This window comes from Terrabacter sp. 2TAF16 (genome assembly GCF_052115065.1).
Classification (GTDB): domain Bacteria; phylum Actinomycetota; class Actinomycetes; order Actinomycetales; family Dermatophilaceae; genus Terrabacter.
Genome location: NZ_JBFRFZ010000006.1, coordinates 264,146 through 287,300, shown reverse-complemented (window position 1 = coordinate 287,300; position 23,155 = coordinate 264,146). Strand labels below are relative to the sequence as shown.

20 protein-coding genes are annotated in these 23,155 nt (G+C 73.7%); 12 read left to right on the top strand and 8 right to left on the bottom strand.

What is annotated here, in order from left to right; translation table 11 throughout:
* Positions 1-58 precede the first annotated feature (58 nt).
* Positions 59-3,295, top strand: coding sequence for an ATP-dependent helicase (locus AB4Z14_RS10115; RefSeq protein ID WP_442275081.1), 3,237 nt, complete (start codon positions 59-61; stop codon positions 3,293-3,295).
* The gene (locus AB4Z14_RS10110; protein WP_442275080.1) at positions 3,292-6,792 is read left to right on the top strand and encodes an ATP-dependent helicase; all 3,501 of its coding nucleotides are present in this window, start codon (positions 3,292-3,294) and stop codon (positions 6,790-6,792) included. Before AB4Z14_RS10115 ends, AB4Z14_RS10110 begins: the two co-directional genes overlap by 4 nt.
* A 149-nt stretch (positions 6,793-6,941) precedes the next feature.
* Here the strand turns inward: AB4Z14_RS10110 and AB4Z14_RS10105 are convergent, their stop codons facing one another.
* Positions 6,942-8,399 carry a phosphotransferase gene (locus tag AB4Z14_RS10105; RefSeq protein ID WP_442275079.1) on the bottom strand — a complete coding sequence of 486 codons (1,458 nt, stop codon included), beginning with the start codon at positions 8,397-8,399 and terminating at the stop codon, positions 6,942-6,944.
* Between the two features lie 118 nt (positions 8,400-8,517).
* Here AB4Z14_RS10105 and nudC point away from each other — a divergent pair, with 118 nt between their 5' ends.
* A complete protein-coding gene (gene nudC, locus AB4Z14_RS10100; protein WP_442275078.1) occupies positions 8,518-9,495 on the top strand; it encodes an NAD(+) diphosphatase in 978 nt (325 codons plus the stop codon).
* Between the two features lie 19 nt (positions 9,496-9,514).
* Here nudC and AB4Z14_RS10095 read toward each other — a convergent pair whose 3' ends face one another.
* On the bottom strand, positions 9,515-9,784 hold the full coding sequence (locus AB4Z14_RS10095) for a mycoredoxin (RefSeq protein WP_020143062.1): 270 nt from the start codon (positions 9,782-9,784) through the stop codon (positions 9,515-9,517).
* 83 nt (positions 9,785-9,867) lie between these two features.
* On the opposite strand from AB4Z14_RS10095, the gene ppk2 reads away from it, so the two are divergent.
* The 6 genes from ppk2 (at position 9,868) to AB4Z14_RS10065 (ending at position 14,484) form a co-directional block, all read left to right on the top strand.
* Positions 9,868-10,707 carry a polyphosphate kinase 2 gene (ppk2, locus tag AB4Z14_RS10090; RefSeq protein WP_442275077.1) on the top strand — a complete coding sequence of 280 codons (840 nt, stop codon included), beginning with the start codon at positions 9,868-9,870 and terminating at the stop codon, positions 10,705-10,707.
* 23 nt (positions 10,708-10,730) lie between these two features.
* Complete coding sequence (locus tag AB4Z14_RS10085) at positions 10,731-12,845, top strand: ATP-dependent DNA helicase UvrD2 (RefSeq protein WP_442275378.1); 2,115 nt, start codon at positions 10,731-10,733, stop codon at positions 12,843-12,845.
* 143 nt (positions 12,846-12,988) lie between these two features.
* Complete coding sequence (locus AB4Z14_RS10080) at positions 12,989-13,252, top strand: hypothetical protein (protein ID WP_056824147.1); 264 nt, start codon at positions 12,989-12,991, stop codon at positions 13,250-13,252.
* A 289-nt stretch (positions 13,253-13,541) separates the two neighbouring features.
* Positions 13,542-13,829 carry a WhiB family transcriptional regulator gene (locus AB4Z14_RS10075; RefSeq protein ID WP_020143058.1) on the top strand — a complete coding sequence of 96 codons (288 nt, stop codon included), beginning with the start codon at positions 13,542-13,544 and terminating at the stop codon, positions 13,827-13,829.
* Between the two features lie 74 nt (positions 13,830-13,903).
* A complete protein-coding gene (locus AB4Z14_RS10070) occupies positions 13,904-14,038 on the top strand; it encodes a hypothetical protein (protein WP_278247775.1) in 135 nt (44 codons plus the stop codon).
* Positions 14,039-14,253: 215 nt separating this feature from the next.
* Positions 14,254-14,484, top strand: a complete 231-nt coding sequence (locus tag AB4Z14_RS10065) for a hypothetical protein (protein WP_442275076.1) — start codon at positions 14,254-14,256, stop codon at positions 14,482-14,484.
* A gap of 55 nt (positions 14,485-14,539) precedes the next feature.
* Here AB4Z14_RS10065 and AB4Z14_RS10060 read toward each other — a convergent pair whose 3' ends face one another.
* From AB4Z14_RS10060 to AB4Z14_RS10050, 3 genes are all read right to left on the bottom strand, one after another.
* A complete protein-coding gene (locus AB4Z14_RS10060; protein ID WP_442275075.1) occupies positions 14,540-15,871 on the bottom strand; it encodes an ABC1 kinase family protein in 1,332 nt (443 codons plus the stop codon).
* A gap of 170 nt (positions 15,872-16,041) precedes the next feature.
* Positions 16,042-17,016, bottom strand: a complete 975-nt coding sequence (locus AB4Z14_RS10055; protein WP_442275074.1) for a hypothetical protein — start codon at positions 17,014-17,016, stop codon at positions 16,042-16,044.
* Positions 17,017-17,266: 250 nt separating this feature from the next.
* Positions 17,267-17,428 (bottom strand): DUF5679 domain-containing protein, encoded by a 162-nt coding sequence (locus AB4Z14_RS10050; protein WP_020143053.1) that lies wholly within the window; start codon positions 17,426-17,428, stop codon positions 17,267-17,269.
* A 189-nt stretch (positions 17,429-17,617) separates the two neighbouring features.
* On the opposite strand from AB4Z14_RS10050, the gene AB4Z14_RS10045 reads away from it, so the two are divergent.
* Positions 17,618-18,169: a YgjP-like metallopeptidase domain-containing protein gene (locus AB4Z14_RS10045; RefSeq protein ID WP_442275073.1), complete on the top strand. Its 552-nt coding sequence runs from the start codon at positions 17,618-17,620 to the stop codon at positions 18,167-18,169.
* 74 nt (positions 18,170-18,243) lie between these two features.
* Here the strand turns inward: AB4Z14_RS10045 and AB4Z14_RS10040 are convergent, their stop codons facing one another.
* Positions 18,244-18,849, bottom strand: a complete 606-nt coding sequence (locus tag AB4Z14_RS10040; protein ID WP_442275072.1) for an NUDIX hydrolase — start codon at positions 18,847-18,849, stop codon at positions 18,244-18,246.
* Positions 18,850-18,869: 20 nt separating this feature from the next.
* On the bottom strand, positions 18,870-20,735 hold the full coding sequence (locus AB4Z14_RS10035) for a zinc-dependent metalloprotease (RefSeq protein ID WP_442275071.1): 1,866 nt from the start codon (positions 20,733-20,735) through the stop codon (positions 18,870-18,872).
* Between the two features lie 172 nt (positions 20,736-20,907).
* Here AB4Z14_RS10035 and AB4Z14_RS10030 point away from each other — a divergent pair, with 172 nt between their 5' ends.
* Both AB4Z14_RS10030 and AB4Z14_RS10025 read left to right on the top strand, forming a co-directional pair.
* The gene (locus AB4Z14_RS10030; protein WP_442275070.1) at positions 20,908-21,357 is read left to right on the top strand and encodes a molybdenum cofactor biosynthesis protein MoaE; all 450 of its coding nucleotides are present in this window, start codon (positions 20,908-20,910) and stop codon (positions 21,355-21,357) included.
* 14 nt (positions 21,358-21,371) lie between these two features.
* On the top strand, positions 21,372-22,490 hold the full coding sequence (locus AB4Z14_RS10025; RefSeq protein ID WP_442275069.1) for a YlbL family protein: 1,119 nt from the start codon (positions 21,372-21,374) through the stop codon (positions 22,488-22,490).
* A 27-nt stretch (positions 22,491-22,517) separates the two neighbouring features.
* Here AB4Z14_RS10025 and AB4Z14_RS10020 read toward each other — a convergent pair whose 3' ends face one another.
* A complete protein-coding gene (locus tag AB4Z14_RS10020) occupies positions 22,518-23,048 on the bottom strand; it encodes a PPA1309 family protein (protein ID WP_082588521.1) in 531 nt (176 codons plus the stop codon).
* Positions 23,049-23,155 lie beyond the last annotated feature (107 nt).

Genomic DNA, 23,155 nt, shown 5'->3' with positions numbered 1-23,155 from the left:
GACGGCATACGCCATCGGGTCGTGCGCGGGTGTCGGTCGGGCGTGATGGAATCCTCCGGTGGTCATCCTCCGTCGAGCTCCCGCCCTCGCCCCGGCGCAGGTGCGGCTCGACGAGCGGCAGCAGGCCGCGCTCGACTCCTCGGCCCGGGTGCTGCGGGTCCTCGGCGGGCCGGGCACCGGCACGTCGACCGTCGCGGTCGAGCTCGTCGTCGACGCCGTGCGCCGTCAGGGGCTGCGGGCCGACTCGTGCCTCGTGCTCACCTCGAGCCGCAGCGCGGCCGGCGCGCTGCGCCAGCAGGTCACGGAGCGGCTCGGCGGCACGTCCACCGAGTCGCTCGCCCGGACGTGGCAGGCCTTCGGCTTCGGGGTGCTCCGGGCCGAGGCGGCGCTGCGTGGCGACCCACCGCCTCGGCTGCTCAACGGCCCCGAGCAGGACGTCATCCTGCGCGACCTGCTCGCCGGGCACGCGTCGGGGGAGGTGCGCGGGCCGGCATGGCCTGAGCAGCTGCGCGAGGCGCTTACGACCCGCGGCTTCCGCAACGAGCTGCGCGACCTGCTCATGCGCTCGGTCGAGCTGGGGCAGGGCCCCGACGGTCTCGCTCGTCTCGCCGACGAGCACGACCGGCCCGAGTGGGCTGCGGCGGCGCACGTGCTGCGCGAGTACGACCAGGTCACCTCGTTCAGCCGGCACGGCTCCTACGACCCCGCGTGGGTGCTCACCGCGGTGGCCGAGCTGCTCGACGACGACCCGTCGGCACTCGACCGGCTGCACGAGCGCATCCGCCTCGTCGTCGTCGACGATGCCCAGGAGCTGACGTCGGCAGCGGCGCGGCTGCTGCGCGTCGTCGCCGGTGCCGGTGGCCCTCGGGTGGTGCTCCTCGGCGATCCCGACGTCGCCGTCCAGACCTTCCGCGGCGCCGACCCGCGCTTCCTCGCCGACGGCTGGACCGACCTCGCGGGGAGCGGGCGCGACCCCCGCTTCGTCGGCGGGCTCTTCGACCTCATCGACGACGCCGGTGACGGTGCGAGCGAGACCGTCGTCCTCGACCGGACCTACCGGCTCGGCGCGGCCATGGTGGGGGTGGCCGACCGGGTCTCGCGGCGCATCGGGGCGCTCGGCGGCGGCGAGCAGCGCCGGATGTCGTCGGCGACCGGCGACCCGTCGCGGGGCACCGTCGAGGTGGCCCTGCTGCGGTCCGCCGCCCAGGAGACGGCTCACGTCGCGGCACTGCTGCGCCGGGCGCACCTCGTCGAGGGCGTGCCCTGGACCGACATGGCCGTCATCGTGCGCGGATCGGGCCGCGCCGACGCGATGCGTCGCCTGCTCGGGCAGGCCGGGGTGCCGGTCGAGGCCGGGAGCGCCGAGACGCCGGTGCGCGACGAGAGCGCGGTGCGCCCGCTGCTGCACCTGCTCGACGAGAGCATCGCCATCGCCCGCGCCGAGCACCGCGGCGAGAGCCACGTCATCGACCCCGTGCGGGCCGCCGACCTCGTGCTGTCGCCGGTCGGGGGGAGCGACACCGTCGGTCTGCGGCGGCTGCGGCGACTGCTCCGGCAGGACGAGCTCGCCTCCGGGGGTGGGCGATCGAGCGACGAGCTGCTCGCCGAGCTGCTCCAGTCACAGCCCCGCGCCCGGATGCTCGGGCCGACCGCCCGGCCCGCCGAACGCATCGCGACGGCGCTCGCCGCAGGCGCCGCGGCGGCGAGAGTCGCCGACGACGGCCGGTGGGCGCGCGGGGTCACGGCCGAGTCCGTGCTCTGGGCCATCTGGCAGGGCGCGGGGGTTGCCGACGGATGGCGGCGGCAGGCGCTCTCCGGAGGCACGTCGGGCGAGCGGGCCGACCGCGACCTCGACGCCGTGCTCGCGCTCTTCGACGCGGCGGGCGCCTTCGTCGACCGGCTGCCGACCGCCGGCCCCGACAAGTTCCTCGAGCACATCCAGGGCCAGGACGTCCCCGGCGACACCCTGCTCGTCGGCGGTCAGTCCGGTGGCCGGGTCGCGCTGCTGACGCCGCAGACCGCCGCCGGCCGGGAGTGGCGCATCGTCGTCGTCGCGGGCGTGCAGGAGGGCGTGTGGCCCGACCTGCGCCTGCGCGGCTCGGTCCTCGGGTCCGAGGACCTCGTCGACGTCGTCGCCCAGCGGCCGCTCGGCTTCCGCGCCGCCCAGGCCGCGGTGCGCTACGACGAGACGCGCCTCTTCCTCGTCGCCGTCACCCGCGCCACCGAGCGGCTGCTCGTCACCGCCGTCGGCAACGAGGACGAGCAGCCGTCGGTCTACCTCGACCTCGTCGACCCGCCTGCCACGACGCGTCTGGCCGACGAGGTGCGCCCGCACTCCGAGGTGGCGCGCACCATGGCCCTGCCGGGGCTCGTCGGAGAGCTGAGGCGCGAGGCCGTCAGCCCCGACCCCGGCGTCGCCGAGCCGGCCCTCAACCTGCTCGCAGCCGCGGCGCGCGAGGGCGTGCGCGGGGCCGACGCGACCTCGTGGTGGGCGCTCCGGTCGGTCACGAGCGAGCGTCCCGTGCGCCGACCCGACGAGCCCGTGCCCGTGTCGCCGTCGAAGGTCACCTACTTCGCCGAGTGCGGGCTGCGCTGGTTCCTCACGTCGGTCGGTGGCGAGGGCGTGTCCCTCGGCGCAGCCTCCGTCGGCACCTTCGTCCACGACATCGTCGCCGAGCTGCCCGACGCGCCGCTCGAGGAGCTGAAGCACGAGGTCGACGCACGGTGGGGACGCCTCGGGCTCAAGCCCGGCTGGGTCACCGACCGCACCCACCAGGAGGCGCACGACATGGTGGCGCGGTTCGTGGCCTACCGGTCCGCCGCCGAGCGCGACTGGGAGCGCGTCGGGATCGAGTCCGACTTCCGGGTCGAGGTGGGGCGCGCCGTCGTGGCCGGGCGCGTCGACCGCATCGAGCGCGACGCCGAGGGCCGCCTGCGCATCGTCGACCTCAAGACCGGCAAGTCCAAGCCGACCAAGGCCGAGCTGGCCCAGCACGGCCAGCTCGGGGCCTACCAGGTGGCCGTCGAGGAAGGCGGGTTCCACGCGCTCGGAGACCGCAGTGCCGGGGCGGCGCTCGCCTTCATCGGCAAGGGAGGGCTCTCCGGGCTCAAGCCGAGCGTGCTGCCACAGCCACCGCTCGCGAGCAGCGACGACCCGACGTGGGCACGGACGCTCGTGCAGGAGACCGCCGAGGGGATGGGGGCGGCCGAGTTCCGGGCTGCGCAGGGCAAGGCCTGCGAGACCTGCCCGGTGCGGTCGTCGTGCCCCGTCCAGCCCGAGGGAGACGCCCTGTGACGACGACCGAGGCGCGCCCCGCGACGACGGTGGCGCACAGTGCGTTCGACATCGCGACGGCGCTCGAGATGCCGCCGCCCACGGCCGAGCAGGCCGCCGTCATCGAGGCGGGTGCCCGCCCGCTGCTCGTCGTCGCCGGCGCGGGCTCGGGCAAGACCGAGACGATGGCGGCGCGCGTCGTGTGGCTCGTCGCCAACGGCCTCGTCGACCCTGACCAGGTGCTCGGCCTGACCTTCACGCGCAAGGCCGCGGCCGAGCTCTCCCAGCGCATCGCCAAGCGCCTGCGAGGCCTCGAGCGGGCCGGCATCTGGACGCCGCCCGCCGACGACGGCACGGGCGCCGAGGTGCTCGGCGGCACGCCCACCGTCTCCACCTACCACGCGTATGCCGGCCGGCTCGTCCGCGAGCACGCCCTCCGGGTGGGCATCGAGCCGGAGTTCCGCATCCTCACCGAGGCCGGGGCGTGGCAGCTGGCTGCCGAGGCGGTGTCGCGCTGGGACGGTCCGATGGACGACGTCGTCAAGAGCGAGGCGACCGTCATCCAGGCCGTCATGGCGCTCGCCGGCGAGATGGCCGAGCACGTGCGCACGCCCGTCGACGTGATGGACCATCTTGACGCCGTGCTCGCGCGCCTCGACGCCCTGCCCGACGGCGAGGGCCGTGGGTCGCTCACCGCCGCGCGAGACGCGGTCGCCGTCCTGCGCGAGCGCCGCACGGTCCTGCCGATCGTCGAGGCCTTCCTCGCGCTCAAGCGCGAGCGCGAGTCCCTCGACTTCGCCGACCAGATGGCCATCGCGGCCCGGCTCACCCGTTCGGTGCCGGCCGTCGGCGAGATCGAGCGCGAGCGGTTCCGGGCCGTGCTGCTCGACGAGTTCCAGGACACGTCCGAGGCGCAGCTCGAGCTGCTCCGCTCGCTCTTCCACCACTCCGGGGTGGCGCTGACCGCCGTCGGCGACCCCAACCAGTCGATCTACGGCTGGCGCGGCGCGAGCGCGACCACCCTGCTGCGCTTCCCGTCCGAGTTCGGCGGCGACGAGGGCCCCGCCGACGTCCTGCCGCTGTCGACGAGCTGGCGCAACGACTCGCTCATCCTCGATGCGGCCAACGCCGTGGCCGCGCCGCTCGCGACCGAGCACGTGCAGCCGCTGCGGCCTCGGCCGGGCGCCGGGGGGGGCACGATCGAGGTGGCGCGGCTCGGGACCGCCGAGGAGGAGGCCGACCACCTCGCGGCCTGGATCGCCGCGCAGTGGTTCAGCCCGAGCGGCCGGCGCACCGGCCGCAGCGCGGCCGTGCTGTGCCGGCGACGCTCGACCTTCCCCGTCGTCCTCGAGGCGCTGCGCCGCCACCAGCTGCCCGTCGAGGTCGTCGGCCTCGGTGGCCTGCTCGTCACCCCCGAGGTCAGCGACCTCGTCGCCGCTCTGTGGGTGGTGCAGGACCCCAGCCGCGGCGACCAGCTGATGCGCCTGTTGACCGGGCCCGTCGTCCGTCTCGGCGCGGCCGACCTGGCCGGGCTGTGGGCGTGGGCGCGTGAGCTGCACCGGCGAACGCCCCGCGTCGGGGCCGCCACCTCGACCGCACCCGACCAGCCGGCGCCCGGCGGCCCCGGCGCAGTCGCCGCGCAGGGGAGCCCGGGATCCGGGCCCTCCGGAGGCCAGACACCCACGGGCGACGGCGCTCCGGCGGACGGCGTCGTGGCGGAGGTGGCGGGTGCCGCTGGCGGCACGGCGTCAGCCGATGACCGCCGGGGCTCCGACCTCGCGGCCGACAGTGCCGACACCGCCACGCTCGTCGAGGCCCTCGACGACCTGCCTCGCGCCGGGTGGACCGGACGCGACGGCGCCCGCATCGGCGACGAGGCACTGGCCCGGCTGCACGACCTCGGCGACGTCGTGCGGCGGCTCCGTCGGCTCACGGCGCTGCCCCTCGTCGACCTCGTCGCTGAGGCCGAGGTCGCGATCGGGCTCGACATCGAGGTGCTCTCGCGGCCCGAACACACGGCCTCGACCGCCCGCGTGCACCTCGACGCCTTCGCCGACGTCGCGGCGCGCTATGCCACGACCGCCGATCGACCCACCCTGTCCGGCTTCCTCAGCTGGCTCGACGCCGCCCGCGACCAGGAGCGCGGTCTCGACGCCGGGCACACCGAGTCCGACGCCGACGCCGTCCAGGTCCTGACCGTGCACGCGGCCAAGGGGCTCGAGTGGGACGTCGTCGCGGTCCCGACCCTCGTCGAGGGAGTCTTCCCCGCGCACGGCGCGACAGCGGTGGCGCCCGTCGCCGACAGCGAGCCCACGGCATACGCCTGCTCGGGGGAGGTCAAGGACAAGGGCTGGCTCATCGGGCTCGACTCGCTGCCCTACGACCTGCGCGGCGACCGAGCCGGCCTGCCGCACCTCGACTGGCGCGGGGTGCCCGACCGCAAGGCGCTGAGCGCCGCCATCGACGCGTTCGTGCTCGACGGTGGGCGTCATGCCGTGGCCGAGGAGCGGCGCCTCGCCTACGTCGCGCTGACGCGCGCACGGTCCGCGATGCTCCTGACGACCCACCTGTGGGGCTCGGCGAAGAAGACGCTGTCGGTGCCGTCACGCTTCATCACCGAGGTCGAGGAGACCCTGCCCGGATCCGTCGTGCGCACCGCCTGGGCGCCGGACCCCGAGCCGGTCGTCGACGACAAGGGCAAGGCGTCGGCACCGACCAACCCGCACCTGGCCGTCCCGATCTCACAGCTGTGGCCGCATGACCCGATGGGGGCGAGGCGCGCCGGCCTGCTCGACGCGCACCGACGGATCGCCGCCCTCGTGGACGCGGGTCCTACTGTGCCGCAAGGGGATCCGCGCGTCGACGACCTTCGCATTCTGCTCGCCGAGCAGGCGGCCCGGCGGTCTCGTGATGAGTCCGTCGTCGACGTCCCGCGCCACCTCTCGGCGTCCGCGGTCGTCTCGCTGGCCCGGGACGCGGAGGCGTTCGCGATGTCCCTCCGGCGTCCGATGCCGAGCCCGCCGGCCGTCGCCGCGCGGCAGGGCACGGCCTTCCACGCGTGGATCGAGGAGCACTACGCGCGCGCCGCGTTCGTCGACCTGCTCGACCTCCCAGGCAGCGCCGACGAGGGGGCAGCCGACGACGGCGACCTGGACGGGATGAAGGAGCGCTTCCTCGCCAGCGAGTGGGCCGACCGCATCCCCGAGGAGATCGAGATGTCGATCGAGACGGTCATCGACGGGATCGCCGTCCGCGGCCGGGTCGACGCCGTCTTCCCTCGCGACGACGGCGGTTGGACGGTCGTCGACTGGAAGACGGGCGCCAGGCCGACCGGGCGCGACGCGACCGTCCGCGCGCTCCAGCTCGCGGCGTATGCCGTCGCCTTCGCCCGGCTGCGCGGCGTCGACCCGTCGCTCGTCGACGCGGCGTTCTACTACGCGGGCGAAGGTGTCACGGTGCGTCCCGACCTCCCGGGCGAGGGCGTCCTCGTCGACCTGCTCCGCACCCTCCCCGACTAGCTCACTCGAGTGAGCGCCCCGTCCCACTCGAGTGGCCGCCCCGTCACACCGATCCGGTCCGTCCGTGTGGGACCGGTGGGGTGCCGGGGCCACTCGACGGGAGTGACGGGTGGGGTCTCGGGGCCACTCGACGACGCGGCCTGGGCCCGTCAGCTGCGCGCGTCGTGCGCGGGGTGCTCGGGACGGTGCTCGACCGGCACGAAGTCGGAGGCGCCCTCGTGGAGGTCGAGCACGCCGTCGGCGTCCTCGGGCAGGGCCTCGACCTCGTCGATCTCGAAGGTGGAGGCGTCGGCGTCCGCGGCCGTGAGCGGCACGGGCTGGGACTCCTCGACGGTCTCGTCGTGCCACGGTGACCGGTCCGGCTCGGCCGTCCCGTCGGGGACCGCTGGCATGTCGTCGGCGGCGACGGCGTCACCCGGTGCCGCATCGGCCGTCTCCGGCGACGTCGTGGGCGCCTCGGCGTCCCCGGCGGTCCAGTCATCGGGGGCCTCCGGCTCGTCGAGCAGCGAGGTCATCGAGATCGCCTGGGTCGCGCCGAGCATCGGGAAGGGCACGTGCGGCTGGGTCGCGTCCCACTCGGGCTCGGGCCGCTCGGGGTCGTCGGGGTCGAGGACCGCTGCGGCGCGCTCTCGCGCCTGTCGGGTGCGCTCGCTGCGCTCGGCGTCCTCCTGCGCGTGACGACGGTCGTCGTCCTCGACCTGGCCGTCGAGGGCGCGCAGCTCGTCGGCGGTGCGCTCGACGACGTCGAGCTGGCCCGAGGCGAGGGCCTGGAGCAGGGTCCGCAGCGGCGCCATCTCGGCCGCGAGCCGGGCCCGGCGCACGAGGTGCACGTCAGGTCGCTCGATGCGCGACTCGGCGTAGGCCTCGAGCACGGCATCGAGCGTCTCGGCCGGCGCGAGACTGGCGAGCTCGGCGAAGTCGTCCGCCGGGTCGCCGATGCGGCTGGCCTCCCAGGCCAGGACGCCACGCACGTGACCGCTCGACGAGTCGTCGTCGTCGTCGAACGACGCGAGGACGTTCTCGCCGGTGAAGGTGCCGTGGACCGTGCTCGGCGCGAAGCGCCACAGCGAGACGTCCTCGAGCGCGTGCTCCCACCGCGTGAGGAGCCCGGTGGGCACGTGCCCCGTCGCCGCGGCCCGGTCGAGCTCGGAGAGCTGGCGGCGGCGGTACGCCTCGGCGTCGTACGAGGGTCGCCCGGCCTCCTCGTAGAGCAGGTGCTCGACGTTGTGGATGTGCGCGAGGGTGCGACCCACCTCGGCCGTCAACGGGCCAGGACGGAGCCCCGCGAAGTCGAGGGGTCGACCGGGCACGCGCAGGTAGACGGCCGCTCGGCCCTCCGGCACCTGGGCGAGGCCGCGGACCATCGGCATGGCCACGTCGAGCCGGCGCCCGAGCAGGCCAGACAGGGCGGAGATGTCGTCGAGCATCGCGCCGGCCGCCGACGTGCACGGCGCCTTGACGACCCAGCGGCGGTCCTGGCTGTCCTGGACGTAGGCGATCTCGAAGTGGTCGCCGGGACGGCCCGGGACACCCTCCACCGTCACCGGGTCGAGGCCCGGCACGGCCGAGCTCGCCAGGGCGGCGAGGAAGAGCGGGCTGCGCGTCACGTGTCCACCGTAGGTCGAGCAGCGCGCCGAGCGTGGGAGGCGACGCCCGCGCCGGTCGGTTCGGTGCAGGCTCGACACCGGTGCGCCGGTGCCGGCTCGCCGCCCTAGGGTGGGTCGCGTGGCAGTGACCGACGAGACCCTGGCCGACCTCGCGCTCTCGCGCAGCTCACTGGACCGGGTGGCGCTCGAGCGTCGGCGGCCCGAGGTCCTCACCGAGCTGCTCGACGACCCGCAGACCCGGGTCGCCGAGGTCCGGGGTGACCGCATGCAGGTGTCGGCTCCAGACGGCGCAGAGGCGGCCGGTGACGACGGTCTGACGCTCGTCCTGCGCGCCCCCGAGCCCGAGGACCACGCCCGGCTCGGACTGCACCTCGGCCGCGACGGCGACGGGACGGCATACGTGGGCGTCGTCTCGACGGACGACGGGAGCGCGGCCGACGAGGACCGGCCGCCGGAAGGCTGGCTCACGCTGCGTCAGGCGGGCGAGGCGCTCGCACCCCGCGACGCAGGCGTCTTCACGACCGCGCTGGCACTGGCCAACTGGCACGCGACGCACCGCTTCTGCCCTCGCTGTGGCGCCCCGACCCATCCCCGCCAGGGTGGCTGGGTGCGGCGCTGCGAGCGCGAGGGCAGCGAGCACTATCCGCGCACCGACCCGGCGGTCATCATGTCGGTCGTCGACCCGGACGACCGGCTGCTGCTGGGGCGGGGGGCGCACTGGCCGGAGGGTCGTTTCTCGGTGCTCGCCGGCTTCGTCGAGCCGGGGGAGTCGTTCGAGTCCGCGGTCGCCCGCGAGGTCGCCGAGGAGGTCGGCATCTCCGTCGAGGCGGCGCACTACCTCGGCAACCAGCCGTGGCCGTTCCCCTCGTCGGTGATGATCGGATTCCAGGCGACGACGCGCGAGACCGAGCTGACGATCGACCCCGTCGAGATGGCCGAGGCGCGCTGGGTGAGCCGTGAGGAGTACCGCGACCTGCTCCGCGACGGCTCGATCCGCACGCCGAGCGGCATCTCGATCGCCAAGCGGATCATCGAGCACTGGCTCGGCCAGACGGTCGAGTCCGTCGTCGAGCCGGGCACGCGGACGAGCTTCTGAGCCCGGTGGGTTGTACCCGTCAGCCCGCGAGGCGCGAACGGACCTCGGCGAGCGAGGGGTTCGTCGCGGCCGAGCCGTCGGGGAAGACGACGGTCGGGACCGTGCGGTTGCCGCCGTTGACGTGCTCGACGAAGTCGACGTGCTCGGGATTGGCCTCGAGGTCGATCTCGGTGAACGGCACGCCCTCGCGGGTCAGCTGGCCCTTGAGGCGTGTGCAGTAGCCGCACCACGTGGTCGTGAACATCGTGATCGAGCCCTCGTCGGGCGTGACCTGCGTGGACTGGGGCATCGGTTCCTACTCGTGTCGCGACGTCGTGCGTGGTGGTGGGGACGGCTCCCACGGGCGTCGTCCCTCGGTGCAAGGATGACCCCATGGCCAAGCGCGGCGCAAAACGATCCCCGAGGATGGACCTCGACGTCTACGAGACCGAGGTCCGTCGGCTGCAGGCCGAGCTCGTCGCGTTCCAGGAGTGGGTGCGTTCGACGGGTCAGCGGGTCGTCGTCGTCTTCGAGGGGCGCGATGCCGCCGGCAAGGGATCGGCGATCAAGCGGATCACCGAGTACCTCAGCCCTCGCGTCGCCCGGATCGCGGCCCTCCCGGCCCCGACCGATCGCGAGAAGACACAGTGGTACTTCCAGCGCTACATCGCCCACCTGCCCGCGGCCGGAGAGGTCGTGCTCTTCGACCGGTCCTGGTACAACCGCGCCGGCGTCGAGCGGGTCATGGGCTTCTGCACCGACGAGCAGTACGCCCGGTTCCTCGAGCAGGCCCCGCTCTTCGAGCAGATGCTCGTCGATGACGGCGTCATCCTGCGCAAGTACTGGTTCAGCGTCTCCGACGTCGAGCAGGAGCGCCGGTTCCGCAGCCGCGCCAAGGACCCCATGCGCCAGTGGAAGCTCTCGCCGATGGACCTCGAGTCCATCACCCGGTGGGAGGACTACTCCGAGGCCAAGGACATCATGATGGCCGCGACGAGCACCGACTGGGCGCCGTGGCACGTCGTCGAGTCGGAGGACAAGCGGCGCTCGCGGGTCAACGTCATGCACCACCTGCTCAGCTCCATCCCGCACGCCGCGGTCGCGCCCGTCGTGCCGCCCGTCCCCAAGCGCCCCGCTCCGCGCGGCTACGAGCGCCCGCCGCAGCACGAGCAGAACTACGTGCCGGACCACGCCGCGAGCGTGCTGGCCGCCTCGAAGGGTGATCGCTCCTGAGCGCAGTACCGTCCGCCGACGAGATCCTCGCCGGGCTCGACCCGGAGCAACGCGAGGTCGCGATGGCCCCGCCGGGCCCCCTGTGCATCCTCGCGGGTGCGGGCACGGGCAAGACGCGCGCCATCACCCACCGCATCGCGTATGCCGTCCACTCGGGTGCGCAGCAGCCGCAGCGGGTGCTCGCGCTGACCTTCACGGCCCGCGCCGCCGGGGAGATGCGCACGCGCCTGCGCGGGCTCGGGGTGCAGGGCGTCCAGGCCCGCACCTTCCACGCCGCCGCGCTCCGGCAGCTGCACTTCTTCTGGCCGCAGGCCATCGGCGGCGCGGCCCCCGAGGTGATGAGCCACAAGGCGGCGGCCGTCGCCGAGGCGGCGAGCCGGCTGCGCATGCAGTTCGACCGCACGACCGTCCGCGACCTCGCCGCCGAGATCGAGTGGGCCAAGGTCAACCTCCTGACGCCGCAGTCGTATGCCGCCCGCGCCCGTGAGCAGCGACGCGAGCCCCCGGGCCTCGACCTCACCGCCATGGCCCGGCTCTTCGAGGCGTACGAGGACGTCAAGCAGCGTCGCGGCGTCATCGACTTCGAGGACGTCCTGCTCCTCACCGTCGGCATCCTCGACGAGCGCGAGGACATCGCCCGAACCGTCCGCGGCCAGTACCGCCAGTTCGTCGTCGACGAGTACCAGGACGTCAACGACCTCCAGCAGCGGCTCCTCGACCAGTGGCTGGGGGAGCGCAAGGACCTCTGCGTCGTCGGTGACCCCGCCCAGACGATCTACTCCTTCACTGGGGCCAGCCCGCGACACCTCGTCGGCTTCCCCCAGCGCTTCCCGGGGGCGCAGGTCGTGCGTCTCGTGCGCAACTACCGCTCCACACCGCAGATCGTCGGGCTCGCCAACACCATCGTCGCGTCCGGCACCCAGGCAGCGCGCGACGGGGCGGTGCGCCTCCTCGCACAGTCCGACCCGGGTCCCGCGCCCGAGCTGACGAGCTATCCCGACGACCCGGCCGAGGCTGCCGCCGTCGCTGACCGCATCCGCACGCTCGTCGCCGGCGGGCACCAGGCGGCCGAGATCGCCATCCTCTTCCGCACCAACGCCCAGTCCGAGGCCTTCGAGTCGGCTCTCACCGACGCCGGGGTGGCCTACCTCGTGCGGGGTGGCGACCGCTTCTTCGCTCGCAAGGAGGTGCGCGATGCGGTCCTGCTGCTGCGCGGCGCCGCCCGCAGCGACGACGGCGAGAAGCCGCTCGGCGAGATCACCCGCGACGTCATCACCGGCGCGGGTTGGTCGCATCAGCCCCCGTCGGGCAGCGGAGCCACCCGTGAGCGGTGGGAGTCGCTGACCGCGCTCGCGACGCTCGCCGACGACATCGCGGCAGCGGCCCCCGACGCCCGGCTGCCCGAGCTCGTCGCCGAGCTCGAGCGGCGGGCGGCCGAGCAGCACGCGCCGGCCGTGCAGGGCGTGACGCTCGCCAGCCTGCACGCCGCCAAGGGCCTGGAGTGGGACACCGTCTTCCTCGTCGGCGCCTCCGACGGCCTCATGCCCATCTCGATGGCCGAGGGTCCCGACGCCGTCGAGGAGGAGCGACGCCTGCTCTACGTCGGGCTCACGCGCGCCCGCAGACAGCTCTTCCTGTCGTGGTCCGGCGCGCGCACGCCGGGAGCCCGGGCCACGCGCCGCGTCTCGAGGTTCCTCGCGCCGGCGGCCGACATCCTCGGTCAGGGCGCCCGCAGCGAGGCGAGGTCGGGCGGGTCCAAGCGGTCCGCGCCGAAGGTGGCACCCCGCGCGCACTGCCGCGGCTGCGGCGCCGAGCTCGTGTCCGCGGCGCAGCGCAAGACCGGCCGCTGCGACGACTGTCCGCCCACCTACGACGAGGCGACGTTCGAGCGGCTGCGCACGTGGCGCCTTGCCGTCGCGCGCGAGGCGAGCGTGCCGGCATTCGTCGTCTTCACCGACGCGACGCTCACCGCGATCGCCGAGGACGCGCCCTCCGACGAGGGTCGTCTGTCGGTCATCAGCGGCGTCGGCGCGCGCAAGCTCGAGCAGTACGGCAGCGACGTCCTTGCCATCCTGGCCGGTGCCGACCCGCAAGAAATCATCGAAAGCCGTTCTGCGGCAAAGGAATCCGCGGGTTAGACGCAGTGGCCCAAAATAAGTTCGGAAAACTTCGTTAAATCAGTTGTTCGCCCGCGAGGCGCACGCGTACCCTTGACGAAGTCAAGCCCAGTGGTCTCGGTGGCCAGCTGGGGCCCGTGAGCAGAAGTGAGGAGGTCGGCCTGATGGACAACACCACGATGACGATGAGCGCAGTCTCCTGCGTCCTTTCCGTGCGTCTGCGGCCGACCACCGGCGATGTCCGCCTGGCGGCCACGCGCGCTCCGGAGCAGGGGACCACTGTGTCCATCGCCGCCGTCATGGGCGGCCGTGTCGCCGACTTCCGCGCCCCGATCCAGGGAGACGTCTCGGTCACCGGCCTCACGTCCGCCCCCGCCTACAAGACCCTCGATGTCGTTCGCTCCCGTTCTGGGAGGCCACCGGTCTGACAAGACCCGAAGCCTCACCTCCAGGCCGCGAACCCGACATCACCGGGTCCGCGGCCTTCGTGTTACCCGGGGGAGTTCCCCGGCCGAATGCCGCTCCCACACCGCACCAACCGACACCGACAGATGAGCACCCGACCGGGTGCCTGACAGATCAGGGACACAGATGACTCCCCGGATGCCGAGCAGCAGGACCGAGACCCGCACCACCGGTGCAGGCCTGCGGACCAAGCCAGACACGAGAGAGCAGGGGCACCCCGCCACGGGCGCCCAGGAGACGGAGGTGAGAACGATGCAGCTGAGCGAACTGATCGACATGAGAACCGAGGCGGAGCAGGTCGGCGAGACCATTCCGTGCCGCGACTACGACGCGGAGCTCTGGTTCGCCGAGCGACCCGAGGACGTCGAGTTCGCCAAGACGCTCTGCGGGCTCTGCCCGGCGCGCGTCCAGTGCCTCGCCGGCGCCCTCGAGCGCCAGGAGCCGTGGGGAGTCTGGGGCGGGCAGCTGCTCGTCCAGGGCGCCATCGTGGCTCGCAAGCGGCCACGCGGCCGTCCGCGCAAGCACCCCGTGGCTGCCTGAGCCTGCGTGACCACGCATGACCCAGACGCCCACGCCCACCACCAGCACTTTTCATCCCAGACCAGGAGATCGTCATGAACCAGCTCGAGATGCTGGCTCGCGACCGGATCAACCAGCGCAGTCAGCGCCAGGAACGCAGCGGCATCCGTCGCAGCGCCCGGCTGATCGCCCAGGAGATCCGCGCCAGTCGACGCCACAGCCAGAAGTGAACGACCGCGCCACGAGGCGCGTTGCAGGACAACTGAATCGAGTGAGCGAGCCGCGGGTGACGCGCACGTCACCCGCGGTTCCGCACGTTCGGGGCCGTTCGCCCCGCTCCTGAACCCCGTGCCCAGCCCCCTCCTTGCCCGGGCCGAGATCCCGCGTGGCGCCACGAACCACCCCCACGTCGGCGGATACTCGAAGAAGGAGAAGGGAGAACCCCGTGAACACCTCTACCGAAGCGGCGAGCGAACCAGTTACCAACGCCGCAGCCAGTGACGAGTCCCTCGTCTGCTCCGGGTGCGGCACGACCCCGCGGCCCGAGGACCAGTCGGCAGCCCGGCTCACGTGGAGCCGAGGCAGCGACGCCGGGCGCACGACCTGGACCTGCGAGCGATGCAGCCGCGAGAACCTCCGCTCGATCGAGAGCAAGCTCGACCCCGTCTGGTGGTGACGAGCAAGGCCGTGTGAGCGCGACCGTCCGGGCGATCGTCCGTCGATGGCGTGCGTCAGTCGGCGTCGCCCACGGGCGGTAGGTCCGCCCCGGGGAGCAGCTCGTCGACGATGGCGCGCCCGTGGACGGTGCCGCCGAGCTGGCTGAGCACGCCGATCCCGCCACCCCACACCCGGTGGATGAGGAGGTACTCGGGCGGCAGGTTGAGCTTGTAGGCGACGGCGTAGTTGGGCTGGCGCGGGTCGTTGATGTGCGCGAAGACGCCCCGGAGCCAGTCCCGGCTGAAGGTGAACGTGTCGGTGCGGAACGGCGCCATGAAGGGCTCGAGGTAGTCGAGGAGCCGCTGAGGGTCGAGGTCGATGTTGTCCTTGACGAAGCCGATCCCGCGCAGACCCTCGAGCACGTCCTCGGCGCTTCCCTCGAGGCCGGTGGTGAGCAGCGGCCCGATCTCGGGCGGCATGCCGTTCGGGAGCCGGTTCACGGCTCCGAAGTCGATGACGCCCAGGCGCCCGTCGGGCGTCATGCGGAAGTTGCCGGGGTGCGGGTCGGCGTGCAGCAGCCCGGCTCGGGCAGGCCCTGCGAGCAGGAAGCGCAGGTAGAGCTGCGAGGCGGTGTCGCGCTGCTCCTGGGTGCCCTCGGCGATGATCCGCGAGAGGGGGAGCCCGTCGAGCCACTCCGAGACGATGACGTGCTCGCGGCCGTCGACGACGTGCGGCACGGCGAAGTCGGGGTCGCCGTCGAAGGCGGCAGCGAAGGTCGCCTGGGACTCGGCCTCGAGGCGGTAGTCGAGCTCCTCGGCCATCCGGTCGCGCAGCTCGTCGAGGATCGGGCCGAGCTCGATGCCGGGCACCCAGCTCGCCGCGACCTTGGCGACCCGGCTGATCTGCCGGATGTCGCTCATCAGGGCGGCGCCGGCGCCCGGGTACTGGATCTTCACCGCGACGTCGCGACCGTCCTTCCAGACGGCCCGGTGCACCTGCCCGATCGATGCGGAGGCCACGGGGTGGTCGTCGAAGGACTCGAACCTGCTGCGCCACCGTGTGCCCATCTGGGCGCGGAGCACGCCGTGCACGGAGGTGGTCGGCATCGGCGGGGCGCTGTCCTGCAGCTTGGTCAGCATGGTCCGGTAGTGCACGGCGAGGTCCTCGGGCAGCGCGGCCTCGAAGATCGAGAGCGCCTGCCCGAACTTCATGGCGCCGCCCTTGAGCTCGCCGAGGACCTGGAAGAGCTGCTGCGCCGTGCGGGCCTGCAGCTCCGCGGCCACGATCTCCGCCGGGCGACCACCGAGCCGTTTGCCGAGGCCGAGGGCGGTCCGACCGGCGAAGCCGAGTGGCACCGAGGCGAGCTTGGCCGAGCGTACGACGGCCTTGCGTGGCAGGTCGGTCACGGCGCACCTCCTCGGGCGGGTCGACGGTCTCGTGCGGGCGCGAGTGGTCGGTCCGGCGCTGGTGAACGAGACAACATCGCGCGGCGGCGGATCGGGCCCACCCTCGACTCTATGTGTACCCGCCCGGGCAGGTGTGCCCGACCATCTGTCCAGCCTTGGCCCCGCGTCGGTCACGCCCCGCGGCGGAGCGACGCGTCCCCGGTGCCAGTCCACGCGCGGCCGGGGCCGCTCGTGCCGCCTGAGGCAAGGTGCGCAGGGCAGAGCGGGTGCGACGGCCAGCGTCGGTGGTCCATCCGCGGCCACGGTGGGCTCACCTCGACGGACACCCCGGGCGGGGGAGGGTGGCCCTCGAGGACCCCGTTCACGAGGAGGGTCACGCTGCCGACGACGAGATGGGACAGACCCGGAACGAGGCCGTCGTGCTCGCCCTCGGGCGACCCGGCCGGCGCGAGGGCCCGTGTCGGCGTCGCCTGGCTCATCAGCGTCGGCCACGCGTCGTCGCGGTCGGCCCGGTGCCGGTCGAGGCACCAGAGGCACGGCGCGCCGGGGGAGCCGTCGACGAGCGGACCGATCACCGTACGGGGCCCGGCCGGGGCCACGGGCAGGTGCGGGACGCCATGACGCAGCCAGAGGTCGCCACGACGAGGGTCGACGACGGGCGACCCCACGAGGACGACGAGGTCGGGCCGTGGGCGCAGCGGCGCGGCGACCGCTCTGTCGACCGCGGTCCGGCCGTGCACGACTGTCGTGCCGGCGTGCGCCAGTGCCTCGGCGATGTCGGTGGCGACGTGGCCACAGCCGTCGACGACGACCCGCCCGGGGGCGCTGGCGCGTGCAGCGGCACCGGAGCCGGACGAGGACACCCCCGCCGGGAGCCGGTCGGTGAGCACGCCGAGCTCGGCGACGAGCTCGAGCAGCGCACGCCATCGTGCGGGAGCGATGCCAGCGTCGGCCGCCACGCGCTCGGTCGAGACGAAGGGGAGGGCGCCGTCGAGACGGGCGAGCAGGGCGGCCTCGGTGTCGCTGACCCCCGTGACGACAGGACCGCCCGGGAGCACGCCGAACTGGACCTCGCCGCGTCGTCTCGTCAGCGGACGCAGCCAGACGGGCACGCGGGGGTGGGGTGGGACGGCAGCAGCGGACATCGGACCTCCAGACCCGGTGGCGCCACCAGCGTGCGCCACCCTCGGTCGTCAGGCTCGCAGCCGCCCGGGTGCGGCGGTGCTCGTCGTCCACAGCCCCTGACGGCGGCCCGAGGACCTGACGTCTCCGGTCGGGCGTCGGCGAGGCCTGAGCCGGCCCGCGGGCCGGCTCGTGGGGGGTACGCGCGAGGGGGCGGGACCGTGTGGTCCCGCCCCCTCGATCTGCGGCGTCAGCGACGCCGCCGCGACCTGGTCAGGCCTTGCCCAGAATGCGGTTCAGGTTCGTGCCACAGACGGGGCACTGTCCCTTGGCCATGCGACGACCGTTGTCAGAAACGACAACCTTGCCCTCGGCCTCGCGCTTCTCCTTGCACTTCACGCAGTAGAACTCGCCCTTGTAGGTCTCGTCAGCCATTGATGTCTCCTTGTAGATGGCACCCATCCGACGGGTGCCTCGACTCGTTCAACCCTAGAGCACGCTGAGCACGAAATCATGCTCATCCCCGCTTGGCGCGCCCGTCCGCGATGAGGTATGACGCGCGAGCGCGGCCGTGTCGGGCCCGTGCTCCGGGGCGTTGTCCCCACGCTGGCCTACCCTGCCCTCATGGCGACGGTGCGACGTGAGGTGGTGCACACGGTGGTCGACGGGGTGACCGTCGAGGTCCGCCGCAGCGCCAAGCGTCGCCGCACCGTGTCGGCCTACCGCCAGGAGGGGCGCCTCGTCGTCCTCGTCCCGGCGCGGATGAGCCGCGCCGAGGAAGGGGAGTGGGTGCGCACCATGGTCGCTCGGGTCGCCGCGTCCGAGCAGCGCCGCCAGCGCAGTGACGGCGACCTCGAGCAGCGCGCCCTCGCCCTGTCGCGCGAGCACCTCGGCGGGCGCGCCGTTCCGGCGAGCGTGCGGTGGGTCTCCAACCAGAACTCCCGCTGGGGTTCGTGCACCCCGGCCGAGGGCTCGATTCGCTTGTCCGACAAGCTCCGTGGCATGCCGGGCTGGGTCGTCGACTACGTCCTGCTCCACGAGCTGGCCCACCTGCTGCAGCCCGGGCACGGCCCGGAGTTCTGGGCCCTGCTGCAGGGCTACCCACGTCTCGAGCGGGCCCGCGGCTACCTCCAGGGCGTCTCGGCCGGCGCCGGCCTCGACCTCAGCGACGAGTGAGCCCGACCACGCGCCCCGCCTGACGGCGTACGACCGCGTATGCCGTGACGCCGGCTCGCGTCACGGGCGTCGGGTCAGCGGTGGCGCAGCCTCAGGCCGGCGTCCACGAGGGGGCGCAGGTCCTCTCGTGTCCCCTCGGGGAGGGCGTCCACCGGCCACCACCGGACGTCGAAGGACTCGGTGCTGACAGCCGACTCGGCCGACCTGGGGGTGCGCGCCGCGAAGCGGATGTCGAGGTGCTCACGGCACGTGCCGAAATCTCCGGAAAGAAGATGTCGATCGAGCTGCGCGATCTCCGGAAAGGCCGTGATGTCCGCAATGCCCGACTCCTCACGCGCCTCACGAGTGGCCGCGTGCCACACCGACGCGTCGCCGGGCTCGAAGTGTCCCCCGAACTGGAACCACGCCCGCGCCCGGCGGTGCAGGGTCAGCAGCGCGGCGTCGCCGTCGTCGTCGAGCACGATGACGCTGCCCGTGAGGTGTGCCGGCGGTCCGGCCTTGCTCATCGCCGCCGGATGGGCGTGGAGGTGGTCGAGGAACTCCCCGCGCAGGCGCTCCTGCCGCTCGTCCGGCGCAGCCCACGACTCCAGCCGTGCGACGGCGTCGTCGTGCAGCCGGCGCCAGGCGGCCGCGTTCGGCCCCTCGAGGGGCTCGCCGGACCCGCGCGGGTCCCGCGGCACCGGCGGGCGGTGCGCCCCCGTCACCGCTGAGGGCCGGCGCCGGTGTCGCCACTGGTGTCGCCACTGGTGTCGCCGTCGTCGTCGTCGGTGGCCGTGCCCGTGTCGGTGCCCGTGTCGGTGCCTGTATCGGTGCCGCTGTCGGTGCCGCTGTCGGTGCCGCTGTCGGTGCCGCGCTCGCGGTCGGCCTCCTCGAGGATGCCCTGGAGCACGGAGTCGAGGTCCGCGCCCAGGTTGTCGCCGCCCTTGGGCAGCGCGCCCGCCGCGGAGGTGCCGGTCGCCCGCTCGACGTAGCCGATCGGGTCGTCGAGGTCGGCCGACGTGGGGGCGAGGTCGGGGTGGGCCCAGCGGCCGTCGCGGAGGGTCGCCCCGCCGGCGCTCTCGAGCGCGGCCCAGAGGTTCGCGGCGTCGCGCAGCCGGCGCGGGCGCAGCTCGAGCCCGACGAGCCCGGCAAATGTCTTCTGAGCCGCTCCGCCCACCCGACGCCGGCGGATCGTCTCGGCCAGCGCCGCCGACAGCGGCAGGTGCCGGGCCGTCGTCCGGTCGGTCACGTGGTCGACCCAGCCCTCGGCCAGGGCGAGGAGCGTCTCGAGCCGGTCGAGGGCCGCGCGCTGGGCAGGGGTCGGCTGCGGCCGGAAGAGGTTGCCCTGCAGGGCCGTGCGCAGCGCCTCGGGGTCCGAGGGGTCGATCGTCGACAGGGCCGACTCGATGGCGTCGGTGTCGATCGTGATGTTGCGGGCGTAGTCGGAGACCGCCGAGAGCAGCTGTGGCCCGAGCCACGGCACCTCGGAGAAGAGGCGGACGCGGGCCGCCTCGCGGACCGCGAGGTAGAGGCGCACCTGCGCGATGTCGATCTCGAGCGACTCGGCGAGCTCGGCGACGTTGCCGGGAAGCAGGGCGACGACGCCCGGCTCGGTGAGGGGGAGGCCGACCTCGGTGCCGGTCACGACCTCGGTGGCGAGCGTGCCGACGGCCTGGCCGAGCTGGGCCGAGAACATCTGGCGGCTGAGGTTGCCGAGCATCGGCGCCCACTGCTCGACCATCTGCCGCGGGTCGAAGCCCTCCGGCAGCCCCTCGGGCAGGGCCTCGCCGAAAGCCTCCGGGCCGAGCTCGCCGACCTGCTTGCGCATCGCGTCGGACGTCGCGGCGGTGACGCCGTCGGAGACCGGCTCGATGAGCTCGAACCAGCGCGGCATCGTCGCCTCGACCCACTCGGCGCGGCTCAGGCCGGTCGCACGCCAGGCGGGGGAGGCCAACGTCGTCTGCTCGTCGAGCCACAGGGTCGCGACGGCGACGGCGTCGGCGACGGCCCGGGCAGCGGCCTCGTCGTGCACGTCGTTGCCCTGCGCGGCCATCACGTGCCGGCGGGCGACCTCGGTGGCCATGTCGCGCGAGCCCGTGGGTGACTCCTGGGCGGCCATGAAGGTGCCGAGCTGGGCCCGCATCGCCGCCTGCGTCGCGGGGTCGGTGGGGTCGACCCCCATGCTCTTCATGACCTCGGCCAGCTCGGGGTTGTCGGCGGCCTCGCCGAGCACCTTCTCGAGCATGGCCCCCAGGTCGGACGGGTCCATTCCGCCGAGGTCCGGCAGCCCGGGGAAGCCCTCACCGAAGCCGCCCCCGAAACCGCCCCCGAAGCCGCTGCCGAAGCCAGCCGGGCCGGCTCCCGAGCCGGGTGAGCCGCCGCCGGGCCGGTTCAGCGGCAGGCCGAAGGGGGACTCGCCGGGCGCCCGGCCCGCACCGGGCGGGCCGACCTGGTCGCCGGTGTTGCCCTGCTGGCCGGCGTCGCCCTGATTGGCGTCGCCCTGCTGGCCCGCGTCGCCCTGGTCCTCGCCGGACACGTCGTCCTTGTCGCTGTGGTTGTCGTCACCGCGTCCACGGTCGTCGGCCATGCCTGCTCATCCCCACTCGAACGGATCTCCTGCCGGCCGTCTGGCCGTACACCAAGACAACCACGGATCGACCTCGTTGGTTCCCCACCCCGGGCACGGGCGCGAGCACGGGCGCGGGCACGGGCGCGGGCGCGGAACGCGGGGGCCCGCGCGGCGGCATACGATTGCGGGCGTGACGGTCACCCTTGCCGAGATCCGTGAGACACCTCTGTCGGTCGACGAGGTGCTCACGAGCGTCTCCTCGCCCAAGGCGGGCGGCGTCTGCCTCTTCGTCGGCACCGTGCGCGACCACGACGGGCCCGCCGGCGACGTCGCCGAGCAGACCGCGGACAAGACGGTGTCCGCCCTCGACTACTCCGTGCACCCGCAGGCGGCCGAGGCGGCCCGTGCGCTCGCCGACCGTCTCGCGGCCGATGGACGCTCCGTGCGGCTGGCCGTCGTCCACCGGGTGGGTCACCTCGAGGTCGGTGACGTCGCTGTGGTCGTCGGCGTCAGCGCCGAGCACCGCGGCGAGGCGTTCGACGTCTGCCGCGAGCTCATCGACGAGTTCAAGGCGACGATCCCGATCTGGAAGCACCAGCGCTTCGCCGACGGCGCCGACGAGTGGGTCGGCCTGCCGTGAGGACGATCAAGCGCGTGCCGGAGCAGCCCACCGGTACCGACCTGCCCACTCGTGCCGAGGTGCTCGAGGGTGAGGACACCGGCAGGCTCACCCGCGGCAACAAGGCGGTCCTGGCGGCGTTCTTCGTCATCCTCGTCCTCATGGTCGTGGGGTCGGTCGTCCACCTGCCGTATGCCGTCATGAGCCCCGGGCCCACGCAGGACACCCTCGGCACGTCCGGCGCCCAGAACAAGCCGATCATCGCGATCTCGGGGTTGCCGACCTACCCGACCGACGGCGCGCTGCGCTTCACCACGGTCCGCGTCGAGGGCGGACCCGGCTACCCCGTCGACGCGTGGGACATCCTGCAGGCGTGGGTCGACCCCGCCCGAGACGTCTTCCCCGTCGACGACGTCTTCGACCCGCAGGTCACCCAGGAGCAGGTGGCCGAGGCGAACGCCGTCCAGATGGAGGGCTCGCAGGAGGAGGCCACGGCCGTCGCGCTGCGCGCGATCGGCAAGCAGGTGCCGACCCACGTCGCCATCGCCGGCATCACCGACTCGTCGAAGGCCAAGGGTCTGCTCAAGGTCGGCGACCGTCTCGTCAGCATCGACGGCGAGCCCGTGACGACGACGCAGGCCCTGCGCGACGCCCTCCAGAAGAAGAAGCCCGGCGAGAGCGTGTCCCTCACGGTCACGCGCGGCGGCAAGGAGGTGACGGTCGACGTCCCGACCGTCGAGGGCCAGGGTGGCCGCACGGCACTCGGGGTCCTCCTCGGGCTCGACCACGACTTCCCGGCCAAGGTCACCATCGATGCCGGCGCCATCGGCGGTCCGTCCGCGGGACTCATGTTCTCCCTCGGCATCTACGACAAGCTGACGCCCGGCCCGCTGGCCGGGGGTCACCAGGTCGCCGGCACCGGCACGATCGACGACGAGGGCAAGGTCGGCCCCATCGGCGGCATCCGCCAGAAGCTCGCCGGTGCCCGCTCGGACGGCGCCGCCTACTTCCTCGCCCCGGCCGACAACTGCAACGAGGTGGTGGGCCACGTGCCCGACGGTCTCGACGTCTTCAAGGTGGGCACGTTCGACGAGGCTCGCACCGCGGTCGAGGCCATCGCCAAGGGCCAGACGGGCTCGCTGCCCCGCTGCTGACGTCGCGGGAGTGAGCCCTCAGGCGGCTCAGTCCTCGAAGGTCGCCTTGAGGGCCTCGACGAGCCCGGGCGCGATGTCCTTGCCGGTCGCCACGGCGTCGTCCGAGTCGTGGTCGCGCTGGCGCAGCAGGCAGATCGAGGTGCCGTCGCGCAGGACGGCCACGACGAGCCGCACGTCCTTGCGGTCCGGATGGGCCGCGAGGTGGTCGACGGCGTCGTCGCCGCGGGAGGGCAGCTCGCGCTCGGCCTCCGGCGGCACGACCATGCGCTCGATCGCGAAGGCGCAGCCGTCGACCTCGTCGGGCCAGGCGAGCCGGCCGAGCAGCGTCTCGAGCGAGCTCGTCGTGGGCAGACCCTCCTGCTCGATGGCGGTCAGGGCGCCGTCAGCGAGGTCGGAGGGCCCCATCTGGTCGCGCAGCTGCGGCTCGCGCTCGAGCAGGTCAGCCGTGCGCACGAGCGCGAAGAGCCGGGCGGGCTGGTCCCAGCCAGAGGCCGCGACGTGCCGCTCGGTGTCGAGGGCGGCGATGGCGAGAGGGTCGATGACGGGCTGCGCGTTCACGCCCCCATGCTGCCGTATGCCGTCGGGTGGCCGGCGCTGACCCGGCGCTGACCCGGCGCCGGCCCGGCGCGGACCGGGCGCGGACCGGGCGCCGCCCTCGGGACGGG

Excerpts from the sequence above, each read along its gene's own strand:
- ppk2 (WP_442275077.1), top strand. The coding sequence starts at position 9,868 with ATGGCCAAGCGCGGCGCAAAACGATCCCCGAGGATGGACCTCGACGTC.
- AB4Z14_RS10045 (WP_442275073.1), top strand. The coding sequence starts at position 17,618 with ATGGCGACGGTGCGACGTGAGGTGGTGCACACGGTGGTCGACGGGGTG.
- AB4Z14_RS10095 (WP_020143062.1), bottom strand. The coding sequence starts at position 9,784 with ATGCCCCAGTCCACGCAGGTCACGCCCGACGAGGGCTCGATCACGATG.
- AB4Z14_RS10070 (WP_278247775.1), top strand. The coding sequence starts at position 13,904 with ATGAACCAGCTCGAGATGCTGGCTCGCGACCGGATCAACCAGCGCAGT.
- AB4Z14_RS10050 (WP_020143053.1), bottom strand. The coding sequence starts at position 17,428 with ATGGCTGACGAGACCTACAAGGGCGAGTTCTACTGCGTGAAGTGCAAG.
- AB4Z14_RS10080 (WP_056824147.1), top strand. The coding sequence starts at position 12,989 with ATGGACAACACCACGATGACGATGAGCGCAGTCTCCTGCGTCCTTTCC.
- AB4Z14_RS10075 (WP_020143058.1), top strand. The coding sequence starts at position 13,542 with ATGCAGCTGAGCGAACTGATCGACATGAGAACCGAGGCGGAGCAGGTC.
- AB4Z14_RS10035 (WP_442275071.1), bottom strand. The coding sequence starts at position 20,735 with ATGGCCGACGACCGTGGACGCGGTGACGACAACCACAGCGACAAGGAC.
- AB4Z14_RS10055 (WP_442275074.1), bottom strand. The coding sequence starts at position 17,016 with ATGTCCGCTGCTGCCGTCCCACCCCACCCCCGCGTGCCCGTCTGGCTG.